Source organism: Rhodococcus opacus B4, from assembly GCF_000010805.1.
GTDB classification, from domain to species: Bacteria; Actinomycetota; Actinomycetes; order Mycobacteriales; family Mycobacteriaceae; genus Rhodococcus_F; species Rhodococcus_F opacus_C.
In genome coordinates this window covers 278,005-304,166 of record NC_012522.1, presented here as the reverse complement: position 1 = coordinate 304,166, position 26,162 = coordinate 278,005, and the positions used below count along the sequence as shown (strand labels likewise).

Annotated in this window: 24 protein-coding genes (1 of these 24 running past the window's edge); 11 read left to right on the top strand and 13 right to left on the bottom strand. The window is 68.0% G+C overall.

Translation table 11 applies throughout. The features are described 5' to 3' along the window. Positions 1 to 6 precede the first annotated feature (6 nt). Positions 7 to 1,194: a DUF418 domain-containing protein gene (locus ROP_RS01315; RefSeq protein WP_012687538.1), complete on the top strand. Its 1,188-nt coding sequence runs from the start codon at positions 7 to 9 to the stop codon at positions 1,192 to 1,194. Here the strand turns inward: ROP_RS01315 and ROP_RS01310 are convergent. From ROP_RS01310 to ROP_RS01290, 5 genes are all read right to left on the bottom strand, one after another. Continuing rightward, positions 1,163 to 1,510, bottom strand: a complete 348-nt coding sequence (locus ROP_RS01310) for an ANTAR domain-containing protein (RefSeq protein ID WP_012687537.1) — start codon at positions 1,508 to 1,510, stop codon at positions 1,163 to 1,165. The two genes, ROP_RS01315 and ROP_RS01310, sit on opposite strands and share 32 nt — an antisense overlap. Beyond that, the gene (locus ROP_RS01305) at positions 1,507 to 1,713 is read right to left on the bottom strand and encodes a hypothetical protein (protein ID WP_012687536.1); all 207 of its coding nucleotides are present in this window, start codon (positions 1,711 to 1,713) and stop codon (positions 1,507 to 1,509) included. Before ROP_RS01305 ends, ROP_RS01310 begins: the two co-directional genes overlap by 4 nt. A gap of 219 nt (positions 1,714 to 1,932) precedes the next feature. Then, positions 1,933 to 3,294 carry a metallopeptidase TldD-related protein gene (locus ROP_RS01300; RefSeq protein WP_012687535.1) on the bottom strand — a complete coding sequence of 454 codons (1,362 nt, stop codon included), beginning with the start codon at positions 3,292 to 3,294 and terminating at the stop codon, positions 1,933 to 1,935. Then, entirely contained in the window at positions 3,291 to 4,811 is a 1,521-nt protein-coding gene (locus tag ROP_RS01295; protein ID WP_012687534.1) for a TldD/PmbA family protein, read from the bottom strand. Before ROP_RS01295 ends, ROP_RS01300 begins: the two co-directional genes overlap by 4 nt. A 22-nt stretch (positions 4,812 to 4,833) precedes the next feature. Continuing rightward, positions 4,834 to 5,601 (bottom strand): TSUP family transporter, encoded by a 768-nt coding sequence (locus ROP_RS01290; RefSeq protein WP_012687533.1) that lies wholly within the window; start codon positions 5,599 to 5,601, stop codon positions 4,834 to 4,836. Between the two features lie 46 nt (positions 5,602 to 5,647). Between ROP_RS01290 and ROP_RS01285 the strand changes: the two genes are divergently transcribed. Together ROP_RS01285 and ROP_RS01280 are read left to right on the top strand one after the other, a co-directional pair. Next, a complete protein-coding gene (locus tag ROP_RS01285) occupies positions 5,648 to 6,811 on the top strand; it encodes a sensor histidine kinase (protein WP_012687532.1) in 1,164 nt (387 codons plus the stop codon). Between the two features lie 235 nt (positions 6,812 to 7,046). Continuing rightward, on the top strand, positions 7,047 to 8,033 hold the full coding sequence (locus tag ROP_RS01280) for an arabinofuranosidase (protein ID WP_043824018.1): 987 nt from the start codon (positions 7,047 to 7,049) through the stop codon (positions 8,031 to 8,033). A gap of 248 nt (positions 8,034 to 8,281) precedes the next feature. On the opposite strand, the gene ROP_RS01275 is transcribed toward ROP_RS01280, so the two are convergent. From ROP_RS01275 to ROP_RS01260, 4 genes are all read right to left on the bottom strand, one after another. Continuing rightward, on the bottom strand, positions 8,282 to 8,722 hold the full coding sequence (locus tag ROP_RS01275; protein WP_012687530.1) for a VOC family protein: 441 nt from the start codon (positions 8,720 to 8,722) through the stop codon (positions 8,282 to 8,284). A 310-nt stretch (positions 8,723 to 9,032) separates the two neighbouring features. Beyond that, complete coding sequence (locus ROP_RS01270) at positions 9,033 to 9,539, bottom strand: cupin domain-containing protein (RefSeq protein ID WP_012687529.1); 507 nt, start codon at positions 9,537 to 9,539, stop codon at positions 9,033 to 9,035. 250 nt (positions 9,540 to 9,789) lie between these two features. Then, positions 9,790 to 10,194 (bottom strand): hypothetical protein, encoded by a 405-nt coding sequence (locus ROP_RS01265; RefSeq protein WP_012687528.1) that lies wholly within the window; start codon positions 10,192 to 10,194, stop codon positions 9,790 to 9,792. Positions 10,195 to 10,321: 127 nt separating this feature from the next. Continuing rightward, positions 10,322 to 11,785 carry a glyceraldehyde-3-phosphate dehydrogenase gene (locus ROP_RS01260; RefSeq protein WP_012687527.1) on the bottom strand — a complete coding sequence of 488 codons (1,464 nt, stop codon included), beginning with the start codon at positions 11,783 to 11,785 and terminating at the stop codon, positions 10,322 to 10,324. A gap of 372 nt (positions 11,786 to 12,157) precedes the next feature. Between ROP_RS01260 and ROP_RS01255 the strand changes: the two genes are divergently transcribed. Together ROP_RS01255 and ROP_RS01250 are read left to right on the top strand one after the other, a co-directional pair. Beyond that, positions 12,158 to 12,550, top strand: a complete 393-nt coding sequence (locus ROP_RS01255) for a hypothetical protein (RefSeq protein ID WP_012687526.1) — start codon at positions 12,158 to 12,160, stop codon at positions 12,548 to 12,550. Next, positions 12,547 to 13,293 (top strand): RES domain-containing protein, encoded by a 747-nt coding sequence (locus tag ROP_RS01250; RefSeq protein ID WP_012687525.1) that lies wholly within the window; start codon positions 12,547 to 12,549, stop codon positions 13,291 to 13,293. Before ROP_RS01255 ends, ROP_RS01250 begins: the two co-directional genes overlap by 4 nt. Before the next feature lie 110 nt (positions 13,294 to 13,403). Here ROP_RS01250 and ROP_RS01245 read toward each other — a convergent pair whose 3' ends face one another. The 3 genes from ROP_RS01245 to ROP_RS01235 all read right to left on the bottom strand — a co-directional run bounded on the left by ROP_RS01245 (position 13,404) and on the right by ROP_RS01235 (position 15,919). Further along, positions 13,404 to 14,960, bottom strand: a complete 1,557-nt coding sequence (locus ROP_RS01245) for a membrane protein (protein ID WP_043826142.1) — start codon at positions 14,958 to 14,960, stop codon at positions 13,404 to 13,406. A 234-nt stretch (positions 14,961 to 15,194) separates the two neighbouring features. Next, positions 15,195 to 15,479 carry a YciI family protein gene (locus tag ROP_RS01240; RefSeq protein WP_012687523.1) on the bottom strand — a complete coding sequence of 95 codons (285 nt, stop codon included), beginning with the start codon at positions 15,477 to 15,479 and terminating at the stop codon, positions 15,195 to 15,197. A gap of 11 nt (positions 15,480 to 15,490) precedes the next feature. After that, the gene (locus tag ROP_RS01235; protein ID WP_012687522.1) at positions 15,491 to 15,919 is read right to left on the bottom strand and encodes a CBS domain-containing protein; all 429 of its coding nucleotides are present in this window, start codon (positions 15,917 to 15,919) and stop codon (positions 15,491 to 15,493) included. A gap of 177 nt (positions 15,920 to 16,096) precedes the next feature. On the opposite strand from ROP_RS01235, the gene ROP_RS01230 reads away from it, so the two are divergent. After that, positions 16,097 to 16,756, top strand: a complete 660-nt coding sequence (locus ROP_RS01230) for a response regulator (protein ID WP_012687521.1) — start codon at positions 16,097 to 16,099, stop codon at positions 16,754 to 16,756. A 27-nt stretch (positions 16,757 to 16,783) separates the two neighbouring features. On the opposite strand, the gene ROP_RS01225 is transcribed toward ROP_RS01230, so the two are convergent. Then, positions 16,784 to 17,401, bottom strand: a complete 618-nt coding sequence (locus ROP_RS01225) for a hypothetical protein (RefSeq protein WP_012687520.1) — start codon at positions 17,399 to 17,401, stop codon at positions 16,784 to 16,786. A gap of 203 nt (positions 17,402 to 17,604) precedes the next feature. Here ROP_RS01225 and ROP_RS01220 point away from each other — a divergent pair, with 203 nt between their 5' ends. The 5 genes from ROP_RS01220 to ROP_RS01200 form a co-directional block, all read left to right on the top strand. Then, positions 17,605 to 18,111 carry an FxsA family protein gene (locus ROP_RS01220; RefSeq protein ID WP_012687519.1) on the top strand — a complete coding sequence of 169 codons (507 nt, stop codon included), beginning with the start codon at positions 17,605 to 17,607 and terminating at the stop codon, positions 18,109 to 18,111. 12 nt (positions 18,112 to 18,123) lie between these two features. Further along, on the top strand, positions 18,124 to 19,728 hold the full coding sequence (locus ROP_RS01215) for an amidohydrolase (protein WP_043824015.1): 1,605 nt from the start codon (positions 18,124 to 18,126) through the stop codon (positions 19,726 to 19,728). Then, positions 19,718 to 21,421, top strand: coding sequence for an apolipoprotein N-acyltransferase (gene lnt, locus ROP_RS01210; RefSeq protein WP_012687517.1), 1,704 nt, complete (start codon positions 19,718 to 19,720; stop codon positions 21,419 to 21,421). Before ROP_RS01215 ends, lnt begins: the two co-directional genes overlap by 11 nt. Further along, entirely contained in the window at positions 21,348 to 22,130 is a 783-nt protein-coding gene (locus ROP_RS01205; RefSeq protein WP_043824013.1) for a polyprenol monophosphomannose synthase, read from the top strand. The genes lnt and ROP_RS01205 overlap by 74 nt, the downstream gene beginning before the upstream one ends. A 253-nt stretch (positions 22,131 to 22,383) precedes the next feature. Then, a protein-coding gene (locus tag ROP_RS01200) for a non-ribosomal peptide synthase/polyketide synthase (RefSeq protein WP_050785029.1) crosses the window boundary here: on the top strand, positions 22,384 to 26,162 show its beginning. Its footprint extends 25,759 nt past the window's final position; the window shows 3,779 of its 29,538 coding nt (coding positions 1-3,779); the start codon lies at positions 22,384 to 22,386; its stop codon lies beyond the right edge, outside the window.

The window sequence follows — 26,162 nt, the reverse complement described above, 5'->3', positions numbered from 1 at the left end:
GAAGGCATGACGTCGCAACTGTCGAGTTCCCACCGCTACGCCGCGCTCGACGTCATGCGCGGTGCAGCCATCTTGGGCACTCTCGCCACCAACATCTGGATCTTCACCAACGTCGAGGGTCTGGTGGGGTACGTCAACGGCACCGGAAAGGCCACCGGCGGATGGGCCCCGGTGCAGGTGGTTCTGCAGCAGTTCGCGCAAGGCAAGTTCCTCGGCCTGCTCACCGTCATGTTCGGCATCGGGCTGGTCATCCAGCAGCGTTCCGCCGAGCGGCGCGGTCAGCGGTGGCCCGGTGGATACCCGTGGCGCGCAGCGCTGCTGATGCTCGACGGCGCACTGCACTTCCTGCTGTTCACCGAGTTCGACGTCCTGACCGGGTACGCGCTCACCGGACTGATCGTCGCCTTCATCCTGACCGCGGGCATCCGCGCGCAACGAACGTGGATCGTGTGCGCGGTGGCCGTTCACGCGGCGATGCTCGCCCTCCTCGTCGCCGCCCTGTACTCGGCGCCGGCACGGGAGCCGCAGCCGCTGTCGCCGAATCCCTATGCGGACGGCAGCTTCTGGGATCTCATCGTCTTCCGCGCCGACAACGTGTTGCTGTTCCGGCTCGAGGTGCTGTTCATCCTGCCGCTGTCGATCGCACTGTTCCTCGTCGGCGCGCGCCTCTACGGTGCGCGCGTCCTCGACCCGGACCGTGGCGTCCTGCGTCGCCGCCTGATGGTCGCGGGCCTGGCGATCGCCCTGCCGCTCGACCTCGCGCTCGGACTGTTCGGTGGAGACGCGGGTCTGATCCTCGGCAGGTACGGGACTGCGCCGATAGTGGCGTTGGGGCTACTCGCAGCGATCGCGCACCGCTACGCCGACGGCCGCGCACCCGGCGCGCCCGGCCGGGCACTCTCGGGCGTCGGCCGCGCCGCGCTCAGTTGCTATGTGCTGCAGAATATTCTGTGTTCGATCGTCTGCTACGGCTGGGGATTCGGCCTGGCGGCCCGATTGGACGGCACCACCGTGGTTCCGGCGACGATCGCGTTGTTCGGTGCCGTCTCCGCGACGCTGATCGTCGTGTCGCGCCTGTGGTTGCGCCGATTCGATCGTGGGCCGCTCGAATGGCTCACGCATCGGGCCTACCAGCGTCTCACCCGGGCGGACCGGGACGGCGTCACCGCGCCAGCAGCGTCGTCCATTCCGTGAACTCGAGAGCGTACGACGGTGCCGGTGTCGTCACGGATGGGCACGTCTGACGCCGAGTCGCCAATTCCACCAACGACTTCGCCGCCCGCAACACGCTGACGTGGTGATGGCGCGAGACGTCGAGCAGCTCATCGAATGCCTCGGCGTCGCCGTACCCACGGGTGGCGATGAGGATGCCTTTCGCGGTGGCGAGCACCTCGCGTCCGTCGGGGTGGCGGTGCGGAATCGAATGTGCAGGCGGTGCTGCCTCGAGTACGTCGTTCGACACTGTGATCTCCTGGATTGTGGTACTTCGCTGAGTGCTCGGCGCGGTCATACCGCCGCCACCATCAGCGCCGTGGCCAGGACGACGATCAGTCCCCCTGTCGCGGCGGCGAGAACTGAACCGGTGATGATGCCTATGCCGGTGGCGCAGACGAGGCAGACGAACGTCGTCAGTGCCACATCGGCGAGCGCGAACCGTCCCGTGACCTTGGTGTGGCCGTGGAGTGTTTCGCGGATGCGGGTATCGGAGTGCATGAAACCTCCTGTTCGGACGTGCACGGGGCGGACTCGGCGCATGCGCCGTCCACGCGGCGATGCGATGAGTTTCGGCCCCGCTCTCTGGAGACCTGAATATGACATCCGCGGCGAAACGTCTCTGGAGTGAGAAATCTCATATGCGTGATGTCTGCAGCATTTATAACGGAAACCTCACGGGCTGTCACCTAGACGAGCGTCCGCATAGAAACCGCGCCCTCAGAGCGCCTTGCTGACCGAAGACATGTGGAAGTCCGGCACCCGCACCGACGGCATCGCGGTCCGGGTGAACCAGTCCTTCCACTCGCGGGGCAGGGTCCGTTCGGTGGCGCCGGCCTGCGTGACCCTCCGCAGCAGGTCGAGCGGGCTCTCGTTGAATCGGAAGTTGTTCACGGCACCCGTGACCTTCCCGTTTTCGACGAGGTAGACGCCGTCCCGCGTCAATCCCGTGAGCAGCAGCGTGGCGGGGTCGACCTCCCGGATGTACCAGAGGGTGGTCAGCAGTAGTCCGCGTTCGGTCTCGGCCACCATCTGGTCGAGCGACACCGAACCGCCGGCGTCGAGGATCAGGTTGTCGCCGGGCACGGTCGCCTCCGCGCCGAACTCCTTCGCCGCCGACCGCGGGTACGCGAGCGCACCGACGGTGCCGTCCCGGATCCAGTCGACCCGGCCCGCGTCCATCCCGTTGTCGAAGACGGACACCGATTCGGACGACGCCCCGGCGATCACGAACGGCGCGTACTCCAGGCCGAGCGCGGCGGGATCGGAATAGAGGCTGAGGGGTAGCGCGCTGAGCTTTTCCCCGATGCGGGTCCCGCCGGGTGCCGACAGGGCGGAATGTCCCTCTTCCGCGGCCCTGCCCTCCATGGTCCACATGAGGTAGATCATGAGGTCCGCGACCGCGGACGGCGGCAGGATCGTCTCGTACCGGCCCGCGGGCAACTCCACGCGGTTACCGGCCCAGTCCAGGCGCGTCGACAGGTCCTGCAGCAACTTCACGCCTGCCACATCGGTGAAGTCCTTGGTGCTGGTGCCCACCCAGGCGCTGGCGTCGCCGCGTTTGCCGTTGATCTCGACCGACCCGGTCGGCTGGACGAATCGGCGCCGGATCCCCGTCGACGTGCCCAGCCACGTGGTGTGCAGCTGATGGTGGGCAAAGCCGTAGAGCTGGTCGTCGCCGTCGAAACCCATGCTCAGATCCTGGGCGAGTTGTTCGAACGCGCCGATCTCGGTGCGCTGCGCCGAATCCTCCCAGCGTTCGTCGGTGCCGGTTCCGGTGAGCAGCGGCATCGCGTCGGAGGCGGGTGTGGCTGCGCGGGCCGAGATTTCGGCCGAACGGACCACCCCGTCGATGTCGGCGGCGTCGACACTCGCCGACGTCACGATGCCGACCTTCGCGTCCTGCCCGGACCGGACGATCGAGATCACCGTCCAACTGCGCGAGGTGGACACGCCGTTGGTGGTCATCGAGTTGCCCGCCCACCGCAGCGACGCCTCGCTGGCATCGGTGACGATCACGATGGTCTCGTCCACGGTGGCCCGGGCGAGGACCTGCTCGACGAGTTGCTGCGGTGCGATCATCGGCCGCCTTCCGTCCGAGTGTTCAGTACGTTGACGCCGCGGAAGAGCGCCGACGGGCAACCGTGGCTGACGGCCGCGACCTGGCCGGGCTGCGCCTTGCCGCAGTTGAACGCGCCGCCCAGCTGCCAGGTGGACCGGCCGCCGACGGCGTCCATCGAACCCCAGAAGTCGGTAGTGGTCGCCTGATAGGCGACGTCGCGGAGTTGCCCGTCGAGTCTGCCGCCGCGGATGCGGTAGAACCGCTGACCGGTGAACTGGAAGTTGTAGCGCTGCATGTCGATCGACCAGGACTTGTCGCCGACCACGTAGATGCCGTCCTCCACGCCGGAGATCAGGTCGTCGGTGCTGCGATCGGTGTCGGGATCGGGCTGCAACGACACGTTGGCCATCCGCTGGATGGGGACGTGGTGCGGCGAGTCGGCGTACGAGCAGCCGTTGGAACGCGCCAGCCCGAGCCGGGGCGCGAACGCCCGGTCGAGTTGATACCCGACGAGAATCCCGTCGGCCACCAGATCCCAGGACTGTGTTTCGACGCCATCGTCGTCGTACCCGACCGTCGCGAGGCCGTGCCGCTCGGTCCGGTCGGCGGTCACACGCATGATCGGTGTCCCGTACCGCAGTGTGCCGAGCTTGTCGGGCGTGGCGAACGACGTGCCGGCGTAGGCGGCCTCGTAGCCGATCGCGCGGTCGTACTCAGTGGCGTGCCCGATGGATTCGTGGATCGTCAGCCATAGGTTGGTCGGGTCGATCACCAGATCGGTGGGGCCGGCCACCACGCTGGGGGCCTTCACCTTCTCGGCGAGCAGGTCCGGGATGCGGGTGAGTTCGTCGGTCCAGTTCCAGACCCCGTCTCCGGCGACGTATTCCCATCCCCGGCCGACCGGGGGAGCGAGGGTGCGCATCGTCTCGAACACGCCGGCCGACTGGTCGACGGTGGTCGCTTCGAGTTGCGGATGCAACCGCACCCGCTGCTGCACGATGGACGACCCGGCGAGATCGGCATAGAACGTCTGTTCCTTCACCTGCAGGCATCCGGCGGTGACGTGGTCGACGCCGTCGGACGCGAGGAGGCGGCGGGAGTATTCGCCGAGCAGCGAGATCTTCTCAGAGGCGGCGACTTCGAACGGATCGAGATCGTAGTCGGACACCCAGTGCACGTCCGAGTACACCGGTTCGTCCGCGAGTTCGACGTGTTCCCGGTTCAGCCCGCGCAGCGCGCGGGCGACGGCGACGGCCTGTTCCGCAGTGGCGGCGGCCGTGGCGGGGGTCAGTTCGGCGTGCGAGGCGAAACCCCACGTGCCGTCGACGACGACCCGCACCGCGAAGCCGAGTTCGTCCGTGTCCACCGCCGATTGCACTTCGCCGTCGCGGAGCCGCAGCGATTGGCTGGCCAGTCGGTGTACCCGCAGGTCGGCGTGCGACGCACCCGCCGCTCGGGCGGCGGTGAGCGCCGCGTCCGCCAGCGAACGCAGCGGAAGGGCAAGGAATTCCGGATCAACCTGTCGTGGAGCCGTCACCTGCACCACCGTAGTCGGTCGATCACCCGAATTGCTGCCAACCCAACCGGATCACCATCGCGATCACCACGATCAGCAGGGTGATCCGGACGAAACCGGCACCCTTGCTCAGGGCCATCCGCGAACCGGTGACCGCTCCGATCACGTTGCAGACCGCCATGCTCAGGCCGAGCGCCCACAGCACGTGTCCGGTGGCGGCGAAGAACACCAGGGCACCGAGATTCGATCCGAGATTGATCACCTTCGCCATCGCGGCGCTGCGCACGAATTCCGTACCGAGGAACGTGGCGAAGCTGATGATGAGGAAGGTTCCGGTGCCCGGCCCGAACAAGCCGTCGTAGAAACCGAGGAGCCCGGCGGAGAGCAGGACGACGGCGACGACCTTCCGCCGGGTCGGCGGATCCTTCGCCAGCGTGGTCCCGAGTTGCGGACGGATGGTCACGAACACGGCGACCCCGACGAGCACCGCCATGATGAGCGGGATGAACACGTCCTTGTCGATGCGCGACACCGTCGCGGCGCCGAGCGCGGACGCCACCGCGGCGAGCAGGCCTGCGGGAACCAGCAACCGCCAGTTCATGGGGATGCGGCGCGCGAACGTGACGACGGCAGCGGACGTGCCGGTGAACGCGGTGAGCTTGTTCGTGGCCAGCGCCGCCTGCGGCGTCAGCTGCGGTGCGACGAGAAACAGTGCGGGAATGAGGATCAGCCCGCCACCGCCGACGACGGCGTCCACCCAGCCGGCGGCCGTCGCGGCGGTCAGAAGTAGCGCCCAGTCACCCGCATTCATGGTGCCGACTCAACCACACCGGCCGCGAGGTACTTACGCTGTGCACATGAGGAGGTTCAGTCTGTGGCTGCGGGGTAAGCCGACGGTTGCGGACTCGATGTTGGCGGCGATCCTGTTCACCCTCGAGGTGTTCGTGTTCACCGCGTCGGGAGATCGCTCGCCGTGGGTGCAGCTGGTCCTGGGTTTCCTCCTGTGCCTGCCGATCGCGTGGCGCCGCAAGTATCCACGGGCGGCGGCAGGCGCCGTGCTGGTGATGTCGATCACGATCACCTTCATCAGCTATTCCATCGGCGACCTCGACGCCGAGCACCCCGGTCTGCTGGCGCTCGCCGTCTCCCTCTACACGCTCGTCGCCTACGTCGACCGCCGCACCGCCGCGGTGTACGCGGTGGGCCTCGTCGTCGATTCGGCCCTGTCGATCTGGCTGCTGGAGCAGGAACTGCTGGCGGCCGGATTGTTCTCGGTGCTCGTCTTCGCGCTGTCCTGGATCACCGCGGAGTTCCTCGGAGCCCGCCGCGCCTACGACGAGGAGGTCGCGGCTCGGCTCGTCGTCGCCGACTACGACCGGGATCGCCGCGCCGAGGACGCGGTGGCCGCCGAGCGGACCCGGATCGCCCGGGAACTGCACGACGTGGTCGCGCACGCGGTGAGCGTGATGATCGTGCAGGCCGACGGTGCGTCCTACGCCCTGACGAGCAACCCCGACATCGCAAAACAGGCACTGACCAACATCGCGAGCACCGGGCGGGAGGCGCTGGCGGAACTGCGGCGCACCGTGTCGCTGCTCCGCACCGAACCGGCGACCGACGACATGCCCCAGCACGGCACGGCCGGGCTCGCCCGGGTGGTCGACATGATGCGCAGCGCCGGCCTGCCCGTGGAACTGGAGTTGACGGGCGAGTTGGACGACATCAGCCCGGCCGTCAGCCTCGGCGTACACCGGCTGGTTCAGGAATCGCTGACGAACGTGCTCCGGCACGCCGGAGAACGCCCGCGCGCCAAGGTGCGGGTGCGGCGCCGCGAGACGGACGTCCTCGTCGAGATCACCGACAACGGCAACTCCTCCGGACAATTCTCGCTCGGCTCCGGCAACGGGCTGCTGGGGATGCGGGAGCGGGTCGCCGTCCTGCACGGCACGCTCGAGGCGGGACGGCAGACCGACGGGAGTTGGCGGGTCACCGCCGAGTTGCCGCTCGAGTTGGAGGACTGAGCGGGCGGAATAGGACGTCTGATCAGGTACGCGCGCCTGTCGCCGCGTGAGGCCCAACGACGTTGCGTCTCAGGGCGTGACGGTGTCACATCGGATGGACGGTCGAAGGATCCGTGGCCAGGCGATGTAGGCAGCACGCGCAGCCGATATCGGCACAACCGGCAGAAACAAACTGGATTCCTTGGATCCGTCCGCGGCGCCTGCGGTGAAAGTTACGCATGGTGCGCCTGCTGTCATGGATACTGCACCGGTGATGCTGACCAAACGAACCTGCTTTTCGGCCATATCGATGGTGATCCTCGCTGTCGCGGGCCTGCTGGTCGCGACCCCGGGGAACAGCGCCGCCGCACCGCCCGCCTGGCGATACACGATGGTGGCGTTCAGCAACACCAGCGACCGCGACATGGATGTATACGAGTCGGGGGACGGCACGGGGTTCCAACCCGTCGGACTGTCGGCGTTTCGGCCCCCGTCAGGGCTTGTGCGTGACCCGAGCATCTTCCGGAACGCAGACGGGTTGTATTACCTCACCTACACCACAGGCGGTGGGGCGAACATCGGCTTCGCACGCAGTAGTGACCGCATCAACTGGACACCCCTGGGGAACTATCCGGTCCCGTTTTGCTGCGCCTTGATGCCGGGCACGGGGGATGGCACAGGTTCTGCGAGCCCGCCGGGCTTCTCGGGGTCGGCCGGGTTCCGGGACGGACCGTCGCTGTCGCCATTCGTCACCAAAGCCTGGGCGCCCGAATGGTTCGTGGACGGCGACCGCGTCAACGTCATCCTGTCGCTGTCGACCGGTGGAGGATTCGTGCCGTATCTGATGACGGCGCTGGAACCCTCGCTCAGGTTGTGGAGCCCGCCTGTTCCGCTCGCCGGGATCGGCGCGGACCACATCGACACCACCGTGGTCAAGGTGGGAGCGACCTATCATGCGTTTACCAAGAACGAGACGAAGAAGGTCGTCGAGCATGCGGTCGCGTCGTCGGTGACGGGACCCTATTCATTCGTCCCCGCTGGAAATTGGGGCTCGCTGGTGGAGGGCCCAGCCCTGGCTCAGTTGCCGAACGGCGCCTGGCGGATATATCTCGACGCCTACACCGAAGGAAAGTATCTCTATTCCGACAGCACGGACGGTCTGCGCACCTGGTCGCCCGTGCAGGAGCTTCCGGGCCTTTCCGGGACGGCGCGCCATTTCGGCGTGATGACAGAGCCGGCGTAACGCACCTACCTCGTCGTGCGGGTCCAGGTGATAGGGAGTAATCGCTCAGCGGCGCCAACCGCGACCAACAACGGCGAGAACCACCACAACGTCCTGGATTCAAGACCATGTATTCAGGACGCAGATCAGTGCGGGCGAGATTCCGGCAAGTGCAATAGCGCTATCCCACCATGGGTTTCGGCAAGAGCGGCCGCTCGAGCAGCTCAGTCTGGCGGCGGATCGACACACGTGGGTAGCGCGCACGCGCGTCAGCCGATCTGCTCGAACAGGGACACGATGATCCCTTCGGGCCCGCGCACGTAGGCCATCCGCACGCTGTTCTCGTACTCGCCGATGCCGCCGATGAGCCCGTACCCGTCCGCAGCCACCGCGTCGACGGCCGCCTGGAGGTCGCGGACCTCGAAGGACACGTTGCGCAGCCCGAGCTCGTTGGCCATCGCGGTTGGCGATCCAGGCACGTGGTCGGGGGTGACGAAGGCCGAGAGCTCCAGCCGGGACCCTCCGCCGGGCGGCCGCAGCATTGCGATCTCGCAGTGCGCGCCGGGGATACCGCAGACGGTCTCCACGAACTCGCCCTCCACGGATCCGGTGCCCTCGACCTCGAGGCCCAGCCCGACGAAGAACGCCGTTGCCGAGTCGAGGTCGGCGACGGTGATACCGATGTGGTCGAAACGTTGTACGTGTGCCATGGGTTCGATCCTCCAGTTGTTGTCTTGCCGATTCGATGCTGGGACGGAGCCAGGGCTGGGATCTCGACATGTTTTGGCTGAACGGAGCCGACTGTATCCGAGACACTGTCCCGGGAATGCGGTCAACGAGGTCTTTGCGGCCGACGAGAACGTCTCTTCCGCAAGCGAATCCAAGTGTTAGCCGGTGCCGAGCGCCATCAGACGGCTGTGGCAGACCCATTCTTCGAAGTTGTCTTCGGCACACCGACTGGCCGAGCTGAGCAGCCCCAACCAGTGAGCGGCACCGCATGCGTCGTGGCTCCAGCGGGGCTCACGGCGGTGTCAGGGAGTATCGGGCGATCACGTCGGGCAACCAGTCGGGTTCGCCGAATTGCAGACCGTAGCGCTCGGCAACTGCGGCGATCTGGGTGACATCCGGTCCGCCGGCGGCGATCAGTTCGGACATCTCCAGGAAGCAATGTTCGAAGCCGGCCGGACTGATGATCTCGATCATCCGCGCCGGGACGGTGCCGGCGTTCCACATGGCGTGCATCTCACCCCGGGGCTTTGTGATGTATCCGCCGGATTCGAGAACCGCCTCCCGGTCGCCGGAGCGGAATCCGATCGCACCCTGAGTAACTATCGAGAATTCGTCCTCCCGCGTATGCAGATGCGGTGGCACCAGCGCACCGACCGGGAACGGGTGTTCGACGACCGACAACACCCCACCGGTATCACGACCCCAGAGCTTGAATTCGACCCCGATCGGGCCCAGGTCACCGGTGTGCCCGGACCCCGGCGGCACGACGACCAACGGTGGGGGATCGGTGCCGCTCACGCTTCTCACCTACTCACCGACGTCGACAGATCGGGTCACACGTTCTCTGCCCAACTTTCCGCCGACGGCGCAGGTATTGTCAACGATTTCGGGGCACAGCCCGATCGACGATCCTGGTCCGCGATCGATGCGCAAACGATGCAGTAACCGAGGGTGGCCGTGGCGACCAGGACCGACACTGTTCGGAAGGTCGGGCAGTGGTACCGAGGAGCTCGTGACTCTGATTCGTGCCCGTGATGCCGGTTAGAAGTCACTCCGTTTCCCGGGGCGTCGACTCCTCCTGCTGGTCGAGGACGCTGACGGTGACGCCGTAGGGGAGGAACCGCACCGAACGGTGAGGGTCGATGTTGTGCTTGTGCGCGCGGAGGGCATCGAGTTCGGTGGCGTACACCTGCTCGACGCGGGCGACGCCGTCGCCGTCTACGGTGTAGATCGCCCACACCCCGTCGCCCGTCTCGCCGGTCGTCTCCGGCTTCGGTGCGGCGCGCGGCGGCCGGGCGAAGTCCGCGAACACGCCTGTCCACGGGATCTGTGAATCCGCCTGTTCCAGGAACCTGACGATCCGGTCCTTGACGCCCTGCAATTCCTCGCCGGCCTCACGGATCACGCGGTCGAGATCGTCGGGGTCGAACCCGAACGGCCTGTTGTCGCCCATCACTGTCTCCTGACTTCGGCGGGACACCTCCAGTGTGGTCGCGGATGCCGATCGGCGCCACGAGGGTCGCCGACCGGCATCCGAGCCGCACGGTGTTGCCGCCCGACGAGAGACGTCGGGCCCGACGCTAGGCGATCGCTCCAGCGACAGCGGCCGCGTCGACAGTCGGGTAGATGGGGTACTCCACGCCCGAGAGGTACTGGACGGTGCGAACCACCTGGCAGGAGTAGCCGAACTCGTTGTCGTACCAGACGTACAGGATGGCGGTGTCGCCGTCGACGATCGCGGCGTTCGCGTCGACGATGCAGGCCGCACGCGAGCCGATGAAGTCACTCGACACGGCGTCGGTTGCCGCGGTGTAGTCGAGGTTCCGGCTCAACGCTCCGGTGAGTGATTCCTGGCGAAGGTGCTCCAACACTTCATCTTTGGTGGCCTCGCGATGGAGCTGAAGGTTGAGGATCGCGACGGACACGTCCGGCGTGGGCACGCGGATCGAATTGCCGGTGATCTTGGCCTTCAGGTCGGGAAGCGCCTTCGCAATCGCGGAGGCCGCACCCGTCTCGGTGAGGACGAGGTTGAACGGCGCCGATCGGCCACGCCGGTCGGCCTTGTGGAAGTTGTCCAGCAGGTTCTGGTCGTTGGTGAACGAGTGCACAGTCTCGACGTGGCCCCGCACGACGCCGAACTCGTCGTCCATGGTCTTCAGCGGCGGGACGATGGCGTTCGTGGTGCAGGACGCGCACGACACGATGCGTTCGTTCGGATCGATGTCGCGGTGATTGACGCCGTGCACGATGTTGGGGACGTCACCCTTGCCGGGCGCGGTCAACACCACCTTCGCCACACCAGGGCGGAGGTGCTGCGACAGCCCGTCGCGGTCACGCCAGATGCCGGTGTTGTCGATCAGGATCGCATTGTCGATGCCGTACTCGGTGTAATCGACAGTCGTCGGATCGTTGCTGTAGATGAACTTGATGACGTTGCCGTTGGCGATGAGCGCGTTGTTCTCGTCGTCGACCTTGATCGTGCCGTTGAACTGACCGTGGACGGAGTCGCGGCGCAGCAGTGACGCACGCTTGACCAGGTCGTCCTTGCCGCCCTTCCTGACGACCACGGCACGCAGGTTCAGGCCGTTACCCGAACCGGACTTCTCGATGAGCAGTCGCGCGACGAGTCGACCGATACGCCCGAATCCGTAGAGGACGACATCCTGGGGCTGCGCGGGACTCGTGTGGGCACCACCGACCAGGTCGGCGAGGCTCTCCGCGACGAACTCGGGGATCGGCGCTCCGCCGCCGTGGGCGTGGTAAGCGGTCACCAACAGGCCGAGGTCGATCTTCGACGGCCGCAGATCGAGGCTGGTCAACGCCTCGAGGAAGGGGAACGTCTCCTCGACGGAGAGCTCGTCGCCGCGGATCTGTCGGGCGAAGCGATGGGTCCGCAGGATCTTGATGACCGATTTGTTCACCAGCGAGCGACTGTGCAGCAGAATCGTCACCGAATGCCTGCGGTGCAGACCGCCGATAATCGGGATCATCGCTTCCGCGAGAGCTTCCTCGGAGTTCCACTGCGTCAGTTCCGCTGTGCTCACTGCGTTCCTCTAGCTTTCTGGCTCATTGGCGTGCTCCGTGGGTCGGACGCCGGGCGGGATGAGACGCACGTCATACACCCATGTTGCGGAGAACGGCGTGCGCAGCACCCAGCATATGGAAGCGCCTCCTCGCGGCGACAGGCACCATGCACGCAACGGTTGCTTCGGCTACGGGTATCCCGGTTCGGGGGGACGGCGACCCGGGCTCGGCGGGCTCGGGGACGTGGACCGGTACCCCCGAGGATGGGCTCCACATGCTCCGCGGCTGCATCGAACGAGATCCGGTGGTGGTGCCTGTGAATCTGATCAGCGGGGTGGGAGTATGGACGGTACTGGCTATGTGATTTACCCTGTGATCAGGAGGTGGATGCAATGACGACCGCACACCCACGACCCGACCTCGCCGCCTACAACGACGCGGCGCGGATGACGCAATCGCAGCTGGTCACAGAGCTGCGTGCGCTGCTCGGCGCCAAGCTCGTCGCGTACCTCGGGAAGGTCAAGGAAACCCGGGCCGTCCGACAGTGGGCCGACGGCACCCGCACCATCAATAACGACACCGACGTCGAACGACTCCGTATCGCCTACCGTGCCGCCCGGCTCATCGCCGAACGTGACACCTCGGCCGTGGCGCAGACCTGGTTCCAGGGTCTGAACCCGATCCTCGACGACCAACCACCGGCGCTGCTGCTGCGCGAAGGCGACCTCAACGACGTCGGACCGAAGGTCCTCGCAGCGGCACGTCAGTTCGCGGCGGTCGGATGAGCGAACACACCCACGAGCTGACCCCCACCCCCCGCGGCCCGGTTTGCTGTGTCCACGTCCACGGCGCTGCCGCCTACCGGGTCGGCTACCCACCGACATCTTGGGAGTGGACCCCGTGGGAGTTCGCCACCGACGGCCGGTTCACCGGCCGCTGGGACGACCCGGCCGGAGTGTGGCGGACCCTGTACGTCGGCGCCACCCGTCTTTCCTGCTACCTCGAAGTCCTCGCCTACGCACGCAAGAGTGACGAGCTCAGCACGGCACTCGATGAGATCGTCGACAACGACGGTGACGACGAGTGGCCCACCATCGCGCCGGGACGCGTTCCGCGGTCGTGGATGGCGGCCCGCATCACCGGCAGTGGAGTGATCAGCGGGTGGTTCGTCGTGCCGGGTGATGCCGAAACGATGGCGACTTTGCGGATCGGGTTCCGCGCGCTCGCGATCCGACTCGGGCTCGCCGACCTCGATACCGCCGCGATCCGTGACGGGCGCCCCCGTGTCCTTACCCAGGCGATCTCTCAGTGGATCAACACCCTTACGGGACCGGACGGTGAGCCGGTAGCCGGAGTCCAGTTCGACTCCCGGCACGGTGACGGTCTGGTGCTGTGGGCGCTGTACGAACGTCCCGGCGACCGGCGTGTCAGCAGCAGGGTCACTCCACTCGAGTACGGTCCTGTGCGCGAGAACGATCCCGACCTGATCGAAGCGATGCGACTGCACAACCTGGTCTGGGAAGACTGAATCCTCGGGCGACATCGCAGCGAGCGCCCAACCGGTGCCACCGACAAGCAGCGTGGCCACGATGTTCACACTGTCTCGGTGAAGCCGAAGGCGGCGCGCGGCCAGGGGGTTCAGCCGGCGAGCGGCACCAGGGTGAAGTGGCCGACTCCGCGCGCCGCGGAGAACACCTCCCACGACATCGGGCCGCCGGGGCCGCGGCCCTCCCCGTACCGGAGGTCGAAGGCGGGGTTCACCGGTGCCAGCCGGTAGTCGAAGAAGGCGTAGTTGGCGCGGAGCAATGTTCGCGCGGGCTCGGAGGCCTCGGCGAGCCGCGGCACCAACCGGTCCTCGACCACCAACCCGCGGTCGGAGAACTCGTCGACGATGACACATTCACAGAAGTACGCGAGGGTGCCGATCTCACCGGGGGACCGGACCGGTGCGTCCCCGACGAGTGTCCCGACCGCGCGGCCGACCCGCTCGTAGTCCTGCGCACTGGCCCAGTTACCGAAAATGGGTGGCGCCTCCCACGGAAGTCCGCCCTCGACGTCGAAATACACTGCGCCGGCGCCCAGCACGGCGAGAAGGCCGGCCAGCGCACCGACGGCGGCGCGGTCCGTGGTGTTGCGAGCGGCGGTCCAGTGGATGCCGGCGGCGAGGACGGCGAACATCGCCAGTGTCGTCGCGGGCGCCACGTAGTACCAGTGGTACGGCACGGTGTCGAGGACGACGTAGGCGACGTAGTAGAGGGCGCCGGACAGCCCGAGCGCGAGCACCGCCCCGGGCACGGACAGCGGTCGCGTCCGGTAGCGGGCGTAGGAGAACAGTGCGAGGAGAAGCAGGACGAGTCCGAGCGCTGCGGGCCCGAATGCCGCGACCGTCCGCCACGGGTTGGACTCGAAGTACATGATCGGGCCGGTGAGGTAGTTGTAACCCCCCACGTCGGAGGCCTGGCCCTGCTTGATCAGGAAGGTATCGGGCAGGGCCGAACCGAGGACGAGCCAGCTGAACAGGTACCACGGCCCGGCGATCGCGGCGAAGCCCCCGAGAGCCCGGCGCACCTGGCCGCGAATCGCCGGCGACAGGGCCGCGATGACGAGCACGAACACCAGCAGGTCCAGTCGCACCAGCGCCGCCATACCCGCGGCCGCACCGAACCACGCGGCCCGGCCGTCGAGCGCGAACCACACCATCACCGCGACGGCCGCCGGGATCAGGAGCACCTCGAGACCGACCGCGGACAACACGAACGGGTTGAACACCACCAGCGCACCGGCGAGTGCCGCCCAGAACGTTCCGAGGCCGAGTCGTCGACCGATCCGGGCCAGCACCCACCCCAGTAGCGCGGTGACCGCGACGTTGAGCATGCCGAGTGCGAGCAGCGGGTCGCCCGGGCCCCACAACCGGGTCAGGAACGTCAGCGCTCCGAGCACCAGCACGTTCAGCGGGGAAGTCGACGTGTTCGCGGTCAGTCCGTGCACGATCGCCCACTCGCCGTGGACGGCCAGGTTCCGGGCGGCCGACAGACTGATGTAGGCATCGTCGGTGAGGCTGCCGGACACGACCCAGAACAGCACGGCCGCCACCACCGCGCCGGATGCGGCGAGAATCGCCGGTGCACGGTACGGGTTCTCGACCGGTGGCGGGGTGGACCGATCGAGCGGCGGGTTCAGCAATCCTGTAGACACCGCGACATCGTAGAGGGCGGGCGGGGGCGCCGCGCAGCCACCGAACCCGAAGACCACGAGGTCGTGCGCGCGGTGAGTGTTTAGCGGCGCACATTGGCGGGAAATCGTCGGCGCAGGGTCGGGGGCGCAACCGGTGGCACACCCGGTCCAGGTTCCGCGGGTTGAGTCCCTAGGCCGCGGGACCGCCCGCCACACTTGGTTTCCCGAGGCCGTCGCTGTCCGGCGGCCGGCGTTCTACTCGCTGAACTCGCCCATCGCGGGCGCCCATTCGCGAATCTGCACGTTCGCGACCAGCTTCTCCTCGGCGAACGGATCGTGCGCGAACAGGCGCGCGACCGCGTCCTCGTCCTCGGCGTCGACGATGAACAGCGCACCGTGGCCGCTCGCGAGAGGTCCGCTCGAGCGCATGATCTTGCGGCGGAGAAGTTCGGTGAGCCACGCACGGTGCTGAGTTCGGTGATCGTCGCGCAGGGCCGACGTCTCGGGGCTGTACGTGTACTCCACGACGAACAGGGGCATGGGGTCCTCGCTCAGCCGTGGTCGATGTAGGACTCGAGCTGGTCGCGTTCGGTCTGCAATTCGCCGATCCGGCTCTTCACCACGTCGCCGATGCTGACGATGCCGACCAACTGGCCGTCCACGATCACCGGCAGGTGCCGGATCCGGCGTTCAGTCATGGTTTCGGCGAGACTGTCCACGGTGTCGGTCGGCAGGCACGCGAACACCGACGTGGTCATGATGTCCACGACCCGCGCATTCAGGATGTCGGGGCCGCGTTCGTGGATGCGGCGCACGACGTCGCGTTCGGTGACGATCCCGACGACGGCGTCGTTCTCCGTGACCACCAGGGCTCCGACGTTGTGCCGGGCGAGTTCGCCGATCAGCGTGCTGACCGACATTTCCGGATCCACCGTCACCACGGCGGGACCCTTGTTCCGCAACACATCCGAGATTCGCATCTGGACACCCCGATCCCTGGGCTCTCCCACTGTCCGCCGACTCGATCATAGGCAGACTTCGAGCGTATGCCAGGGCTAATGGAGGTCTTGGTTTGGTTATCCACTCGTGACCGCCCCGTCCCGCGGGCCGGTGTGCGGGCCGCGCACGCACCCGGAGCGCGGTGTTAGGTTGGCGCTGTGCCGATCACCGTGCTACTCGTCGACGACCAGGAACTGATGCGGATGGGCCTCAACATGGTGCTCGACGCTCAGGACGACATCACTGTCGTCGGCGAGGCGAGCGACGGCGCGGCCGCCGTCGCCGCGGTCCGCAAACTCGAACCCGACGTGGTGCTGATGGACGTCCGCATGCCGGTGGTGGACGGGGTGAGCGCGACCGCCCAGATCCTGGAGTCCGGGGTCGCGAGCCGCGTGCTGGTGATGACCACGTTCGACCTCGACGAGCACGCCATGGGTGCGTTGCGGGCGGGGGCCAGCGGCTTCCTGCTCAAGGACACCCCGTCGGAAGACCTGGTGTCCGCTATCCGCAGTGTGGCCGCGGGGGATGCCGTGGTGTCGCCGAAGGTGACCCGACGGCTGCTGTCGAGGTTCCTCGACGACGGTCCGGCGCCGCTGCGCGACCCGGAGGTCCTCGATGTACTGACCGAGCGCGAGCGGGAGGTTCTGCAGTTGGTGGCCACCGGGCTGTCGAACACGGAGATCGCCGCTCAGCTGTTCCTCTCGGAGTCGACCATCAAATCGCACGTGGGCCGGATCCTCACCAAGCTGAACGTTCGCGACCGGGTGCAGGCAGTGGTGCTGGCCTACGAGACGGGCCTGGTTCGACCCGGCTCGTAGGCCGGCGGGTGGGGAAGCGTACTGCGGTCAGACGGTGAAGGTGCCGACGGTCGGGACCACCGTGCACGTGACGGCGTCGGCGTACCCGACCGTGCCGAACATCGTCGCGAGAACCGTGCCCTTGCCGGTGTCGACGATCTTCGACAGCAGCGGGGTGTTGATGATCGGCAGTTTGTCGTCGAGTTTCACGATGCCGCCCTGGAATGTGGTGAGGTTGATCCAGGCGACGCTGAGTTCGGACGACTGCGGGATCGCGACGTAGGCGGGGATCGCCTGGAAGCGAAGTTGGGTCGCGCTGATCTGGGGGAACAGGTTCGGTCCGCCCTGAGCGCTGGCCAGTGTGACCGTCGCGGGCTTGTCGGCGACGCCGCACCCGAGGGTGGGGGACGGGTACATGAAGTCCTGCGGCGTGGTGAGTCCGACCTCGAGCACGTCCTTCGGGATGAACACGCTGGCGCCGAGAAGGGCGTCGACGGCGGCGGTCGCGGCGGGGGAGACCTCGGTGGCCAACGCCTGCAGTTCGGCGGCGCCCTTCGCGAAGTCGGCGACCGGCGCTGCCGATGCCGGTCCCGAGGACAGCATGCCCAAAGCGGCTGCGGACGCGAGAACGATTGCCGCTCGGCGGAAGACGGTGGAACGAGTCATATCGGCTCCTCGTTGTGCGCGGGATCGGAAGACCCCCATCGCAGTGAACTGCACCATGGCCAGAGTCTCAATGTCAACTTGAGGTTTAGCATCGTGCTCGCTTCGATATCTACGGCCGGGAGAAAATCGGCACCGTCGAACGTTGAACGATCAGACGGTCGACCCAGACCCTCGATGAACCCGGCCGTCCGAAAGGGGGCGTCATGTACGCCGCACTGTTCCTGCTGTACGTAGTGGTGGAGATCGCCGCCCTCGTTCTGGTCGGTCACGCGATCGGCGCGGTGTGGACCGTGCTCCTCCTGCTCGGGGGAACGCTGATCGGACTGCTGCTGATGCGGTCGCAGTGGCGTCGCGTGATGGACGGCCTGCGGCGGGCGGCGGGCGGCGACGGATCCCCGGGCGCCGCGGTCGCGGACGGCGCACTCGTCGCTCTGGGCTCCGCCCTGATGTTCGTTCCCGGCCTGGTCACCTCGGTGCTCGGACTGCTCTTCCTCATTCCGCCCACCCGGTGGGCCCTCCGCCCCGTCGTCGTCCTGCTGGCGGGCCGGCGCGCCGCGACCGTCGCGGCCGGGGCCGAGGCGTTCGCGCGGGCGCCCCGGCGCGGTCGCGGCGAGGTGATCGAGGGAGAGGTGGTCGACGAATTCTTCGAGGGCGAAGTGATCGACGAGGAGCATCGAACCCCGACCCGTGATCCCCGCGTTCTGCCCTAGCAGGCAGACTGGTTGCCTGTGACTACACAACTGCTGGTCGGCGGCCGAATCTACAGTTCCTTTGCTCCAGACGCCACGTCGATGGCAGTGACCGACGGCCTCGTGTCGTGGGTCGGCGACGACCGCGCGGCCCGCGCGTTGCACCCCGGCGCCGAGGTGGTCGACCTCGGCGGGGCGTTCGTCACCCCGGCGTTCGTCGACACCCACGTGCACGTCACGGCGCTCGGCCTGAACATCGTCGGACTCGACCTGGTGGGTGTCGGTTCGCTCCGCGAGTGCCTCGACCGGCTCGCATCCTTCGCCCGCACCCATTCCGACGCCGTCATCTGGGGACACGGCTGGGACGAATCGGCCTGGCCGGAAGGCACCGGCCCCACCACGGCGCAACTCGACGAGGCCGCCCCCGGACGCACGGTGTACCTGTCGCGGATCGACGTCCACTCGGCGGTGTGCTCGACGGCCCTGCGCCGGTCGGTGCCGGGTCTGAGCGAGGCGTCGGGGTTCTCGTCCGAGGGGCCGCTCACCTTCGAGGCGCACCACGCCGCCCGCACCGTCGCCCGCTCACTGCTGACGGCCGAGCAACGTTCCGCCGCCCGCGTCGCCGCCCTCGACGCCATCGCCTCACGCGGCATCGTCGCGGTCCACGAGTGCGGCGGACCCGACATCGCCGGACTCGACGATTTCCGTGAACTCCTCGCCACCGCGCACGGCGTGGAGGTGCGCGGCTACTGGGGTGAAGCGGTCACCGACGCCGACGAGGCCAGGAAGCTGCTCGACACCGCCGGCGCACACGCCCTGGGTGGCGACCTGTTCATCGACGGCTCCCTCGGCTCGCACACGGCGTGGCTGAGCGCACCCTATGCGGATCTGGACGGCGGCACCGGCAAGAGCTACCTCGGCGTCGACGAGATCGCCGCGCACGTGCGGGCCTGCACGATCGCCGGAATCCAGGCCGGGTTCCACGTCATCGGCGACGCCGCCGTCCGGGCCGCGGTCGACGCATTCGCCGTCGTCGCCGACGAGCTGGGCGGACCCGCGGTCGCGGCTGCCGGGCACCGACTCGAGCACGCCGAGATGATGACCGGTGACGACGCTGCCCGGCTGGCGCAGTGGGGTGTGATCGCCAGCGTCCAGCCCGCCTTCGACGCCCTGTGGGGTGGAACCGACGGCCTGTACGCGCAGCGCCTCGGAACCGAGCGGGCCCTCACTCTCAATCCGTTCGCCGCCGCCGCCTCCGCCGGGGTGTCGCTCGCGCTGAGCTCCGACGCGCCCGTCACCCCGGTCGAACCCTGGGCGATGCTGCGCGCGGCCGTCCACCACCGCACACCCGGCAGCGGTATCTCCCCGCGCGCCGCGTTCTCGGCGGCCACCCGCGGTGCGTGGCGGGCGGGCGGTGTCCGCGACGGTCTCGCCGGGACGCTCGCTCCGGGTGCGCCGGCGTCGTACGCCGTGTGGGATGCCGGCGAACTGGTGGTCAGTGCCCCCAAGGATTCGGTGCAGCGATGGTCGACCGACCCCCGGTCCCGGGTGCCCGCCCTTCCGCGTCTCGAGGACGACGCGCCCACGCCGGTCCTGCTGCGTTCGGTTCACCGGGGGAGCGTCGTCCATGAGCGGTAGCGCGACGGCGCGCTGGACCACCGGAAAGCGGGGCGTGCTCCTGCGCTCCGTCCTGTCGGTGGCCGCCGGATTCCTCGTCTTCGCCGGATTTCCGCCCCGCCCCCTGTGGTTTCTCGCGCCCCTCGGCATCGCCCTGCTGACGCTGATCCTCACCGGTGCCGGCGGTGCGGCCCCGCGGCTGCGTGCGGGCTTCGGCTACGCCTACCTCGCGGGTCTCGGTCTTCTGGTGCCGCTGCTCCCGTGGATCGGGGTGTTCGTCGGCGCTCTCCCGTGGCTCGCGCTCGCAGCGGTCGAGTCGCTGTTCATCGGACTGTTCGGGACCCTCGCCGTGCTGGTCTCCCGGCTGCGCTGGGCGCCGCTGTGGATCGCGGCGTGCTGGTCGCTGACGGAATGGCTGCGGGCGAGCGTGCCGTTCGGCGGCTTCCCCTGGGGGCGGTTGGCGTTCGGCCAGTCGGAGGGCTGGTTCCTGCCGCTCGCGAGCATCGGCGGGTCCCCGCTGCTCAGCTTCGCCGTGGCGCTGACCGGCGCCGGACTCGCGTCCGTCGCGGTGACGGTGCGGGCCCGGGCGAGTGGGGCCGCGAACTGGGCGCGTCCGCTCGCGGGCGGTCTGGTGGCCGCCCTCGCCGCGACGGTCGCGTCGCTCGCGCTGTGGCCGACGCTGCCGGACATGGACTCGGGCGACCGGACGATCACCGTCGCCGCGATCCAGGGCAGCGTCCCCAAGCTCGGTCTCGACTTCAACGACCAACGCAAACGCGTCCTCGACAATCACGTCAACCGCACCCTCGAACTCGCCGACGACGTCGCGTCGGGCGCGGCGCCGCAACCCGAACTCGTCGTCTGGCCCGAGAACGCATCCGACATCGACCCACTGCGCAACGCCGACGCCGGCGCCGACATCTCCCGGGCGTCCGAGGCGATCGGCGCACCCATCCTGGTGGGAGCGGTGCTCGTGAACGCCGACCGCACCACCACCAATTCGGTGATCGTGTGGGACGGCAACTCCGGGCCGCAGGAGCGGCACGACAAGAAGATCATCCAGCCGTTCGGCGAGTACCTGCCGTACCGCGGATTCTTCCGGCACTTCTCCTCGTACGCCGACCGCGCGGGCAACTTCGTACCCGGCGACGGTGACGGCGTCGTCCACGCGAACGGGATCGCCGTCGGCGTCGCGACCTGCTACGAGGTCGCCTTCGACCGGGCGTTCGAGCAGTCGGTTCGCAGTGGCGCCGAACTCCTCGCCGTCCCCACCAACAACGCCACGTTCGGCGACACCGAAATGACCTACCAGCAGCTGGCAATGTCGAAGGTGCGGGCCGTGGAGCACGGGCGCGCCGTCGTCGTGGCCGCCACCAGCGGTGTGAGCGCGATCATCGGACCCGACGGGTCCACGGTGCAGCAGACCCCACTTTTCGTCCCGGCAGCCCTGGTGTCGCAGGTGCCGCTGAGCACCGGTACTACGCTGGCAAGTCGGCTCGGCCCGATACCGGAGGTTCTGCTCTGTCTCGCCGCCGTCGCCGCCGTTGCGTTCGCCGTGGTGCAACGACGACGCACTGATCGCACACCGATTTCCAGCAGTACCGAGAAGGCGCCGGCAGTTGCCGGCAGGGAGGATCCTCATGGCATCGGAGACCGATTCCGGGCAGAGCGGGGCACCGAGCGCACGGACTCTGGTGATCATTCCGACGTATGACGAGCGGGAGAATCTCGGCCTGATCGTGCGGCGCCTGCACGCGGCGCTGCCCCGGACTCATGTCCTCGTCGTCGACGACGGCAGCCCCGACGGCACCGGAGACGTCGCGGACGCGCTCGCGTCGAACGACGACGCCGGTCGCATCCACGTGATGCACCGGACGGAGAAGAACGGCCTCGGCGCCGCCTATATCGCCGGCTTCCGATGGGGCCTCGACCGCGACTACACCGTCCTCGTCGAAATGGACGCCGACGGAAGCCACGCCCCGGAACAGTTGCATCGCCTGCTCGACCAGGTCGACGCCGGCGCCGACCTCGTTCTCGGGTCGCGATACGTGCCGGGCGGCACGGTGGTCAACTGGCCGAAGCACCGCGAGTGGCTGTCGCGCGGCGGGAACATCTACTCCCGGCTGGCTCTCGGCGTGAAGATCAAGGACATCACCGGCGGGTACCGTGCGTACCGCCGTGAGGTGCTCGAGAAGCTCGACCTCGCCGCGGTGGAGTCGCACGGCTACTGCTTCCAGGTGGACCTGGCGTGGCGGGCCATCCAGGAGGGCTTCACGGTCCGTGAGGTTCCGATCACGTTCACGGAGCGCGAGATCGGCGAATCCAAGATGAGCGGCGGGATCGTCCGCGAGGCCCTCCTCAAGGTCACCCAGTGGGGGCTGCGGAACCGGCTCGCCAGGATCAAAGGTGTGGCGGCCAGGTAGCGCCCGCCGACCGCTGCCCCACTCCCTCCCCGGAAGGCGAGGGGCAGGTCCGTATTCACCGTCACAAACATGATGTACGTGGGCGAACGCCGCAGGTGTCCACATCGTGAGACATGCTGAAACAGTCCGAACCGCACGTCCGATAGGAACCTGAAGCGTACTCCCGGGTAAGGTTCGGTAAATTCCCAGGTTCGCAGGTCACTATTAGTTTCTTGGGTGGCCGGTGGGTTCATTCCCGCCGCCGGAGTGGGAAATGAGGACGAACAAGGTGGTCGAAGCTGTGCCGGGTGGTGAGGTGACCGCGCATGGTCGCATTCCGGACGGTGCGTTTCCTCTCTCCGCCGCTCAGCGGGGCATGTGGTTCGCCCAGCAGCTCGATCCCTCCGTGCCCGTCACCATCGCGCAGTGCGTCGAACTGGTCGGTGCCCTCGACGTGGCGCTGCTGTCGGAGTCGCTGATCACGGCGGGTCGCGAACTCGGCTCCGCCTTCCTCCGGCTGGTCGAGGTCGACGGCGTTCCCTACCAGCTGATCGATCCGACGCTGGAGGCATCGGTCAGTGTGGTCGACCTGCAGCACGAGCCCGATCCGAGGGCGGCGGCCACGGAATGGATGCGGCAGGAATACACCACCCCGCTCGACGTGTGCCGCGACCGGCTGGTGACCTCGGCGGTCCTGCGCATCGGGCCGAATCACCACTACTGGTACTGCCGCGTGCACCACGTCGCGCTCGACGGCATGGGCTCGGTGACGCTCGTCGACCGGACCGCGGAGTTGTACACCGCGGCCGTCGAGGGGCGCGCTGTGGCGCCGTCCAAGGCCGCCGAACTCACCGACGTCGCCCGCGTCGACGACGAGTACCGGACGTCGTCGCGCTACCTCGCCGACGGGGAGTACTGGTCCGAGCGGGTATCGAGCATCGGCGAACCGCACAGTCTCGTCGACCGGACCGCCCCCGCGCGGGCACGCAGCCGCACGACCGGCGGGCAGATCCTCGGCCCCCTCGCCGACCACCTCGACGCCGCGACGAACCGCCACGACTCGTCGGCCGCGTTCGAAGTCATCGCCGCCTTCGCCGCCTACCTCGCCCGGATGACCGGACGCGAGGAGGTCGCGGTCAGCCTGCCCGTCACCGCGCGCACCACCGCGCTGCTCCGCCGCTCCGGCGGCATGGTGTCCAACGTCGTCCCGCTTCGCCTGGACGTCCGCCCGGACATGACGAACACCGACCTGGTGGCAGCGGTCCGGCTGGAGGTCACCGGGGCGCTCCGCCACCAGCGGTACCCGCACATGGACATCCGGCGCGACGCCGCCACCGATCATCAGGGCTTCTACGGTCCGCTGATCAACGTCATGCTGTTCCACAACGAGATCACCCTCGGCAGCATCGTCGGCCGCCTCGAACTGCTGTCCACCGGCCCCATCAGCGACCTCGCCGTCAACGTCTACCACGGCGTCGCCGGCACCAGCATCAACCTCGACCTCGAGGCCAACCCCGACCTGTACTCCGACGACGCCCTCGCCGCGCACCACGCCCGCTTCACCCGATTCCTCGGCGCCTTCCTCACCTCCGACACCGGCACCCCACGCCGAATCGGCGACCTCGAGATCCTCGACGAGGACGAATGCCGCATCCTCGTCCCCGCCGCCGGGCGCGCCGGATTCGCACCGGTCGCGCTGCCGGATCTCCTCGCGGGCGCCGTGCGCAGCAACCCGGACGGTGACGCCCTCGTCGCGCCCGGGCACGGGACACCCGACGTCACCCTGAGCTACCGCGCCCTGGATGAGGAGTCCAACCGGCTCGCGCGCCTCCTGATCGATCTCCAGGTCGGTCCCGAGGTGTCGGTGGCGTTGGCATTGCCGCGGTCGGTGGAATCGGTGTCGAGTGTGTGGGCGGTGGCGAAGTCGGGGGCGGCGTTCGTTCCGGTGGATCCGGGTTATCCGTTCGAGCGGATCGTGCACATGCTCGAGGATTGCGGTGCGCCGATCGGTATCACGACGGCGGCATTGCGGGCGGGTCTGCCGGATTCGACATTGTGGTTGGTTCTCGACGACGACGAATTCGTGTCGGCCGTTGCCGCCTACCCGGCGGACCCGGTGACCGATGCGGACCGCACCGGTGTGCTGATGGTGGATCATCCGGCGTATGTGATCTATACGTCAGGGTCGACGGGGCGGCCGAAGGGTGTGGCGGTTTCGCATCGGGGTGTGGTGAATCTTGCTGCGGACGAGCGGGATCGGCTGGGGGTGTCGGCGGATTCTCGGGTGTTGCATTTCGCGTCGCCGAGTTTCGATGCCTCGGTGTTCGAGTTGGTGATGGCGGTGTGTGCGGGGGCGGCGCTGGTGGTGGCGCCGACCACGATGTTCGGTGGCGTCGAGCTGGCGGAATTCCTTGCCGAACACGAGGTGTCGCATGCGTTCTGCACACCTGCGGCATTGGCGTCGCTCGATCACCGCGGTCTGGACCACCTGACAACGGTAGTGGTGGCCGGGGATGTGTGTCCGCCGGAGCTGGTGGCGAAGTGGGCTCCGGGTCGGATCATGGTCAACGCCTATGGGCCGACGGAGACCACCATCATGTCGTCGGCAACCGGGCCGATGGTGCCCGGGCAGCCGGTCACCATCGGGTCTGCGACGGTGGGTGTCGACCTCGTCGTCCTCGACCACCGGTTGCGTCCGGTCCCGGTCGGGGTGCGCGGTGAACTGTACGTCCTCGGCTCCAGCTTGGCTCGCGGGTATGTGCATCGGGCCGGGTTGACGGCGGAGCGGTTCGTGGCGAGCCCGTTCGGCACTGGCGGGCGGATGTACCGCACGGGGGACGTGGTCCGCTGGGGGACCGTCCCGGACGGGCCTCCGGTTCTGGAGTTTCTGGGCCGCAGTGATTTTCAGGTGAAGATCCGGGGGTTCCGGATCGAATTGGGTGAGATCGACGCGGCGCTGTCCGCGCATCCGGTGGTGGAGTTCGCCCACACGGTCGGCTATGACGACGGGAGCGGCAGGAGTCGCCTGGTCTCGTATGTTCTGCCGGCGCCGGGAACTGACGTCGAAACCCGGGTGTTGTCGGAGTTCGTCGGGACGCGTCTTCCCGGATACATGGTGCCGTCGTCGATCATGGTGTTGAATATGTTGCCGCTGACCCCGGCGGGCAAACTCGACCGCAACGCACTGCCCGCACCGGTATTCGCCGCACGCTCGGCCGACATCGTGCGCCCGAGAACGGTCAGCGAAGAGATCCTCCTCGGGATCTTCCGCGACGTCCTCGGTCTCCCCGAACTGAGCGTCGACACCAGTTTCTTCGAACTCGGTGGCAATTCGCTGATGGCCACGCAGGTCGTGTCCCGTGTGAACGCCGCCCTCGACGTGCGGATCGGGGTCCGGGACCTCTTCCAGTCGCCGTCGGTGTCGAAACTGGCGGCCACGGTGGCGAACGCCGGTCCGCAGTCCGACCCGCGACCGGCGCTGGAACCCCGGGAGCGACCCGACCGCATGCCCCTCTCCGTTGCGCAGCAACGGATGTGGTTCCTCAACCAGTTCGACACCGCGTCCGCCGCCTACAACCTGCCGATCGCCCTGCGGCTCGCCGGCGCTCTCGACCGGGAAGCCCTGCGGGCGGCGCTCGGCGACGTCCAGGAACGGCACGAGGCGCTGCGCACCGTCTTCCCCGACAGCGCGGACGGACCCCACCAGCTGATCAAGCCCGCCGTGAGCGTGCTGGCCGACACGGATCCGCTCGACGTCGACCCCGAGTCGCTCACCGCCGCGGTGACGGCCCTCGGCAGCACCGGGTTCGACCTCACCGCCGACACACCGCTGCGCGCCGGGCTGTTCCGTGAGGCGCCCGAGCGGCATGTCCTCGTCCTCGTCGTCCACCACATCGCCGCCGACGGCTGGTCGATGACACCACTCGCCGCCGACGTGATGGTCGCGTACGCGGCGCGCGCCGCCGGGCATGCACCCATCTGGGCGCCGCTCCCCGTGCAGTACGTCGACTACAGCCTCTGGCAGCGGGACCTACTGGGGTCGGAAGACGACCC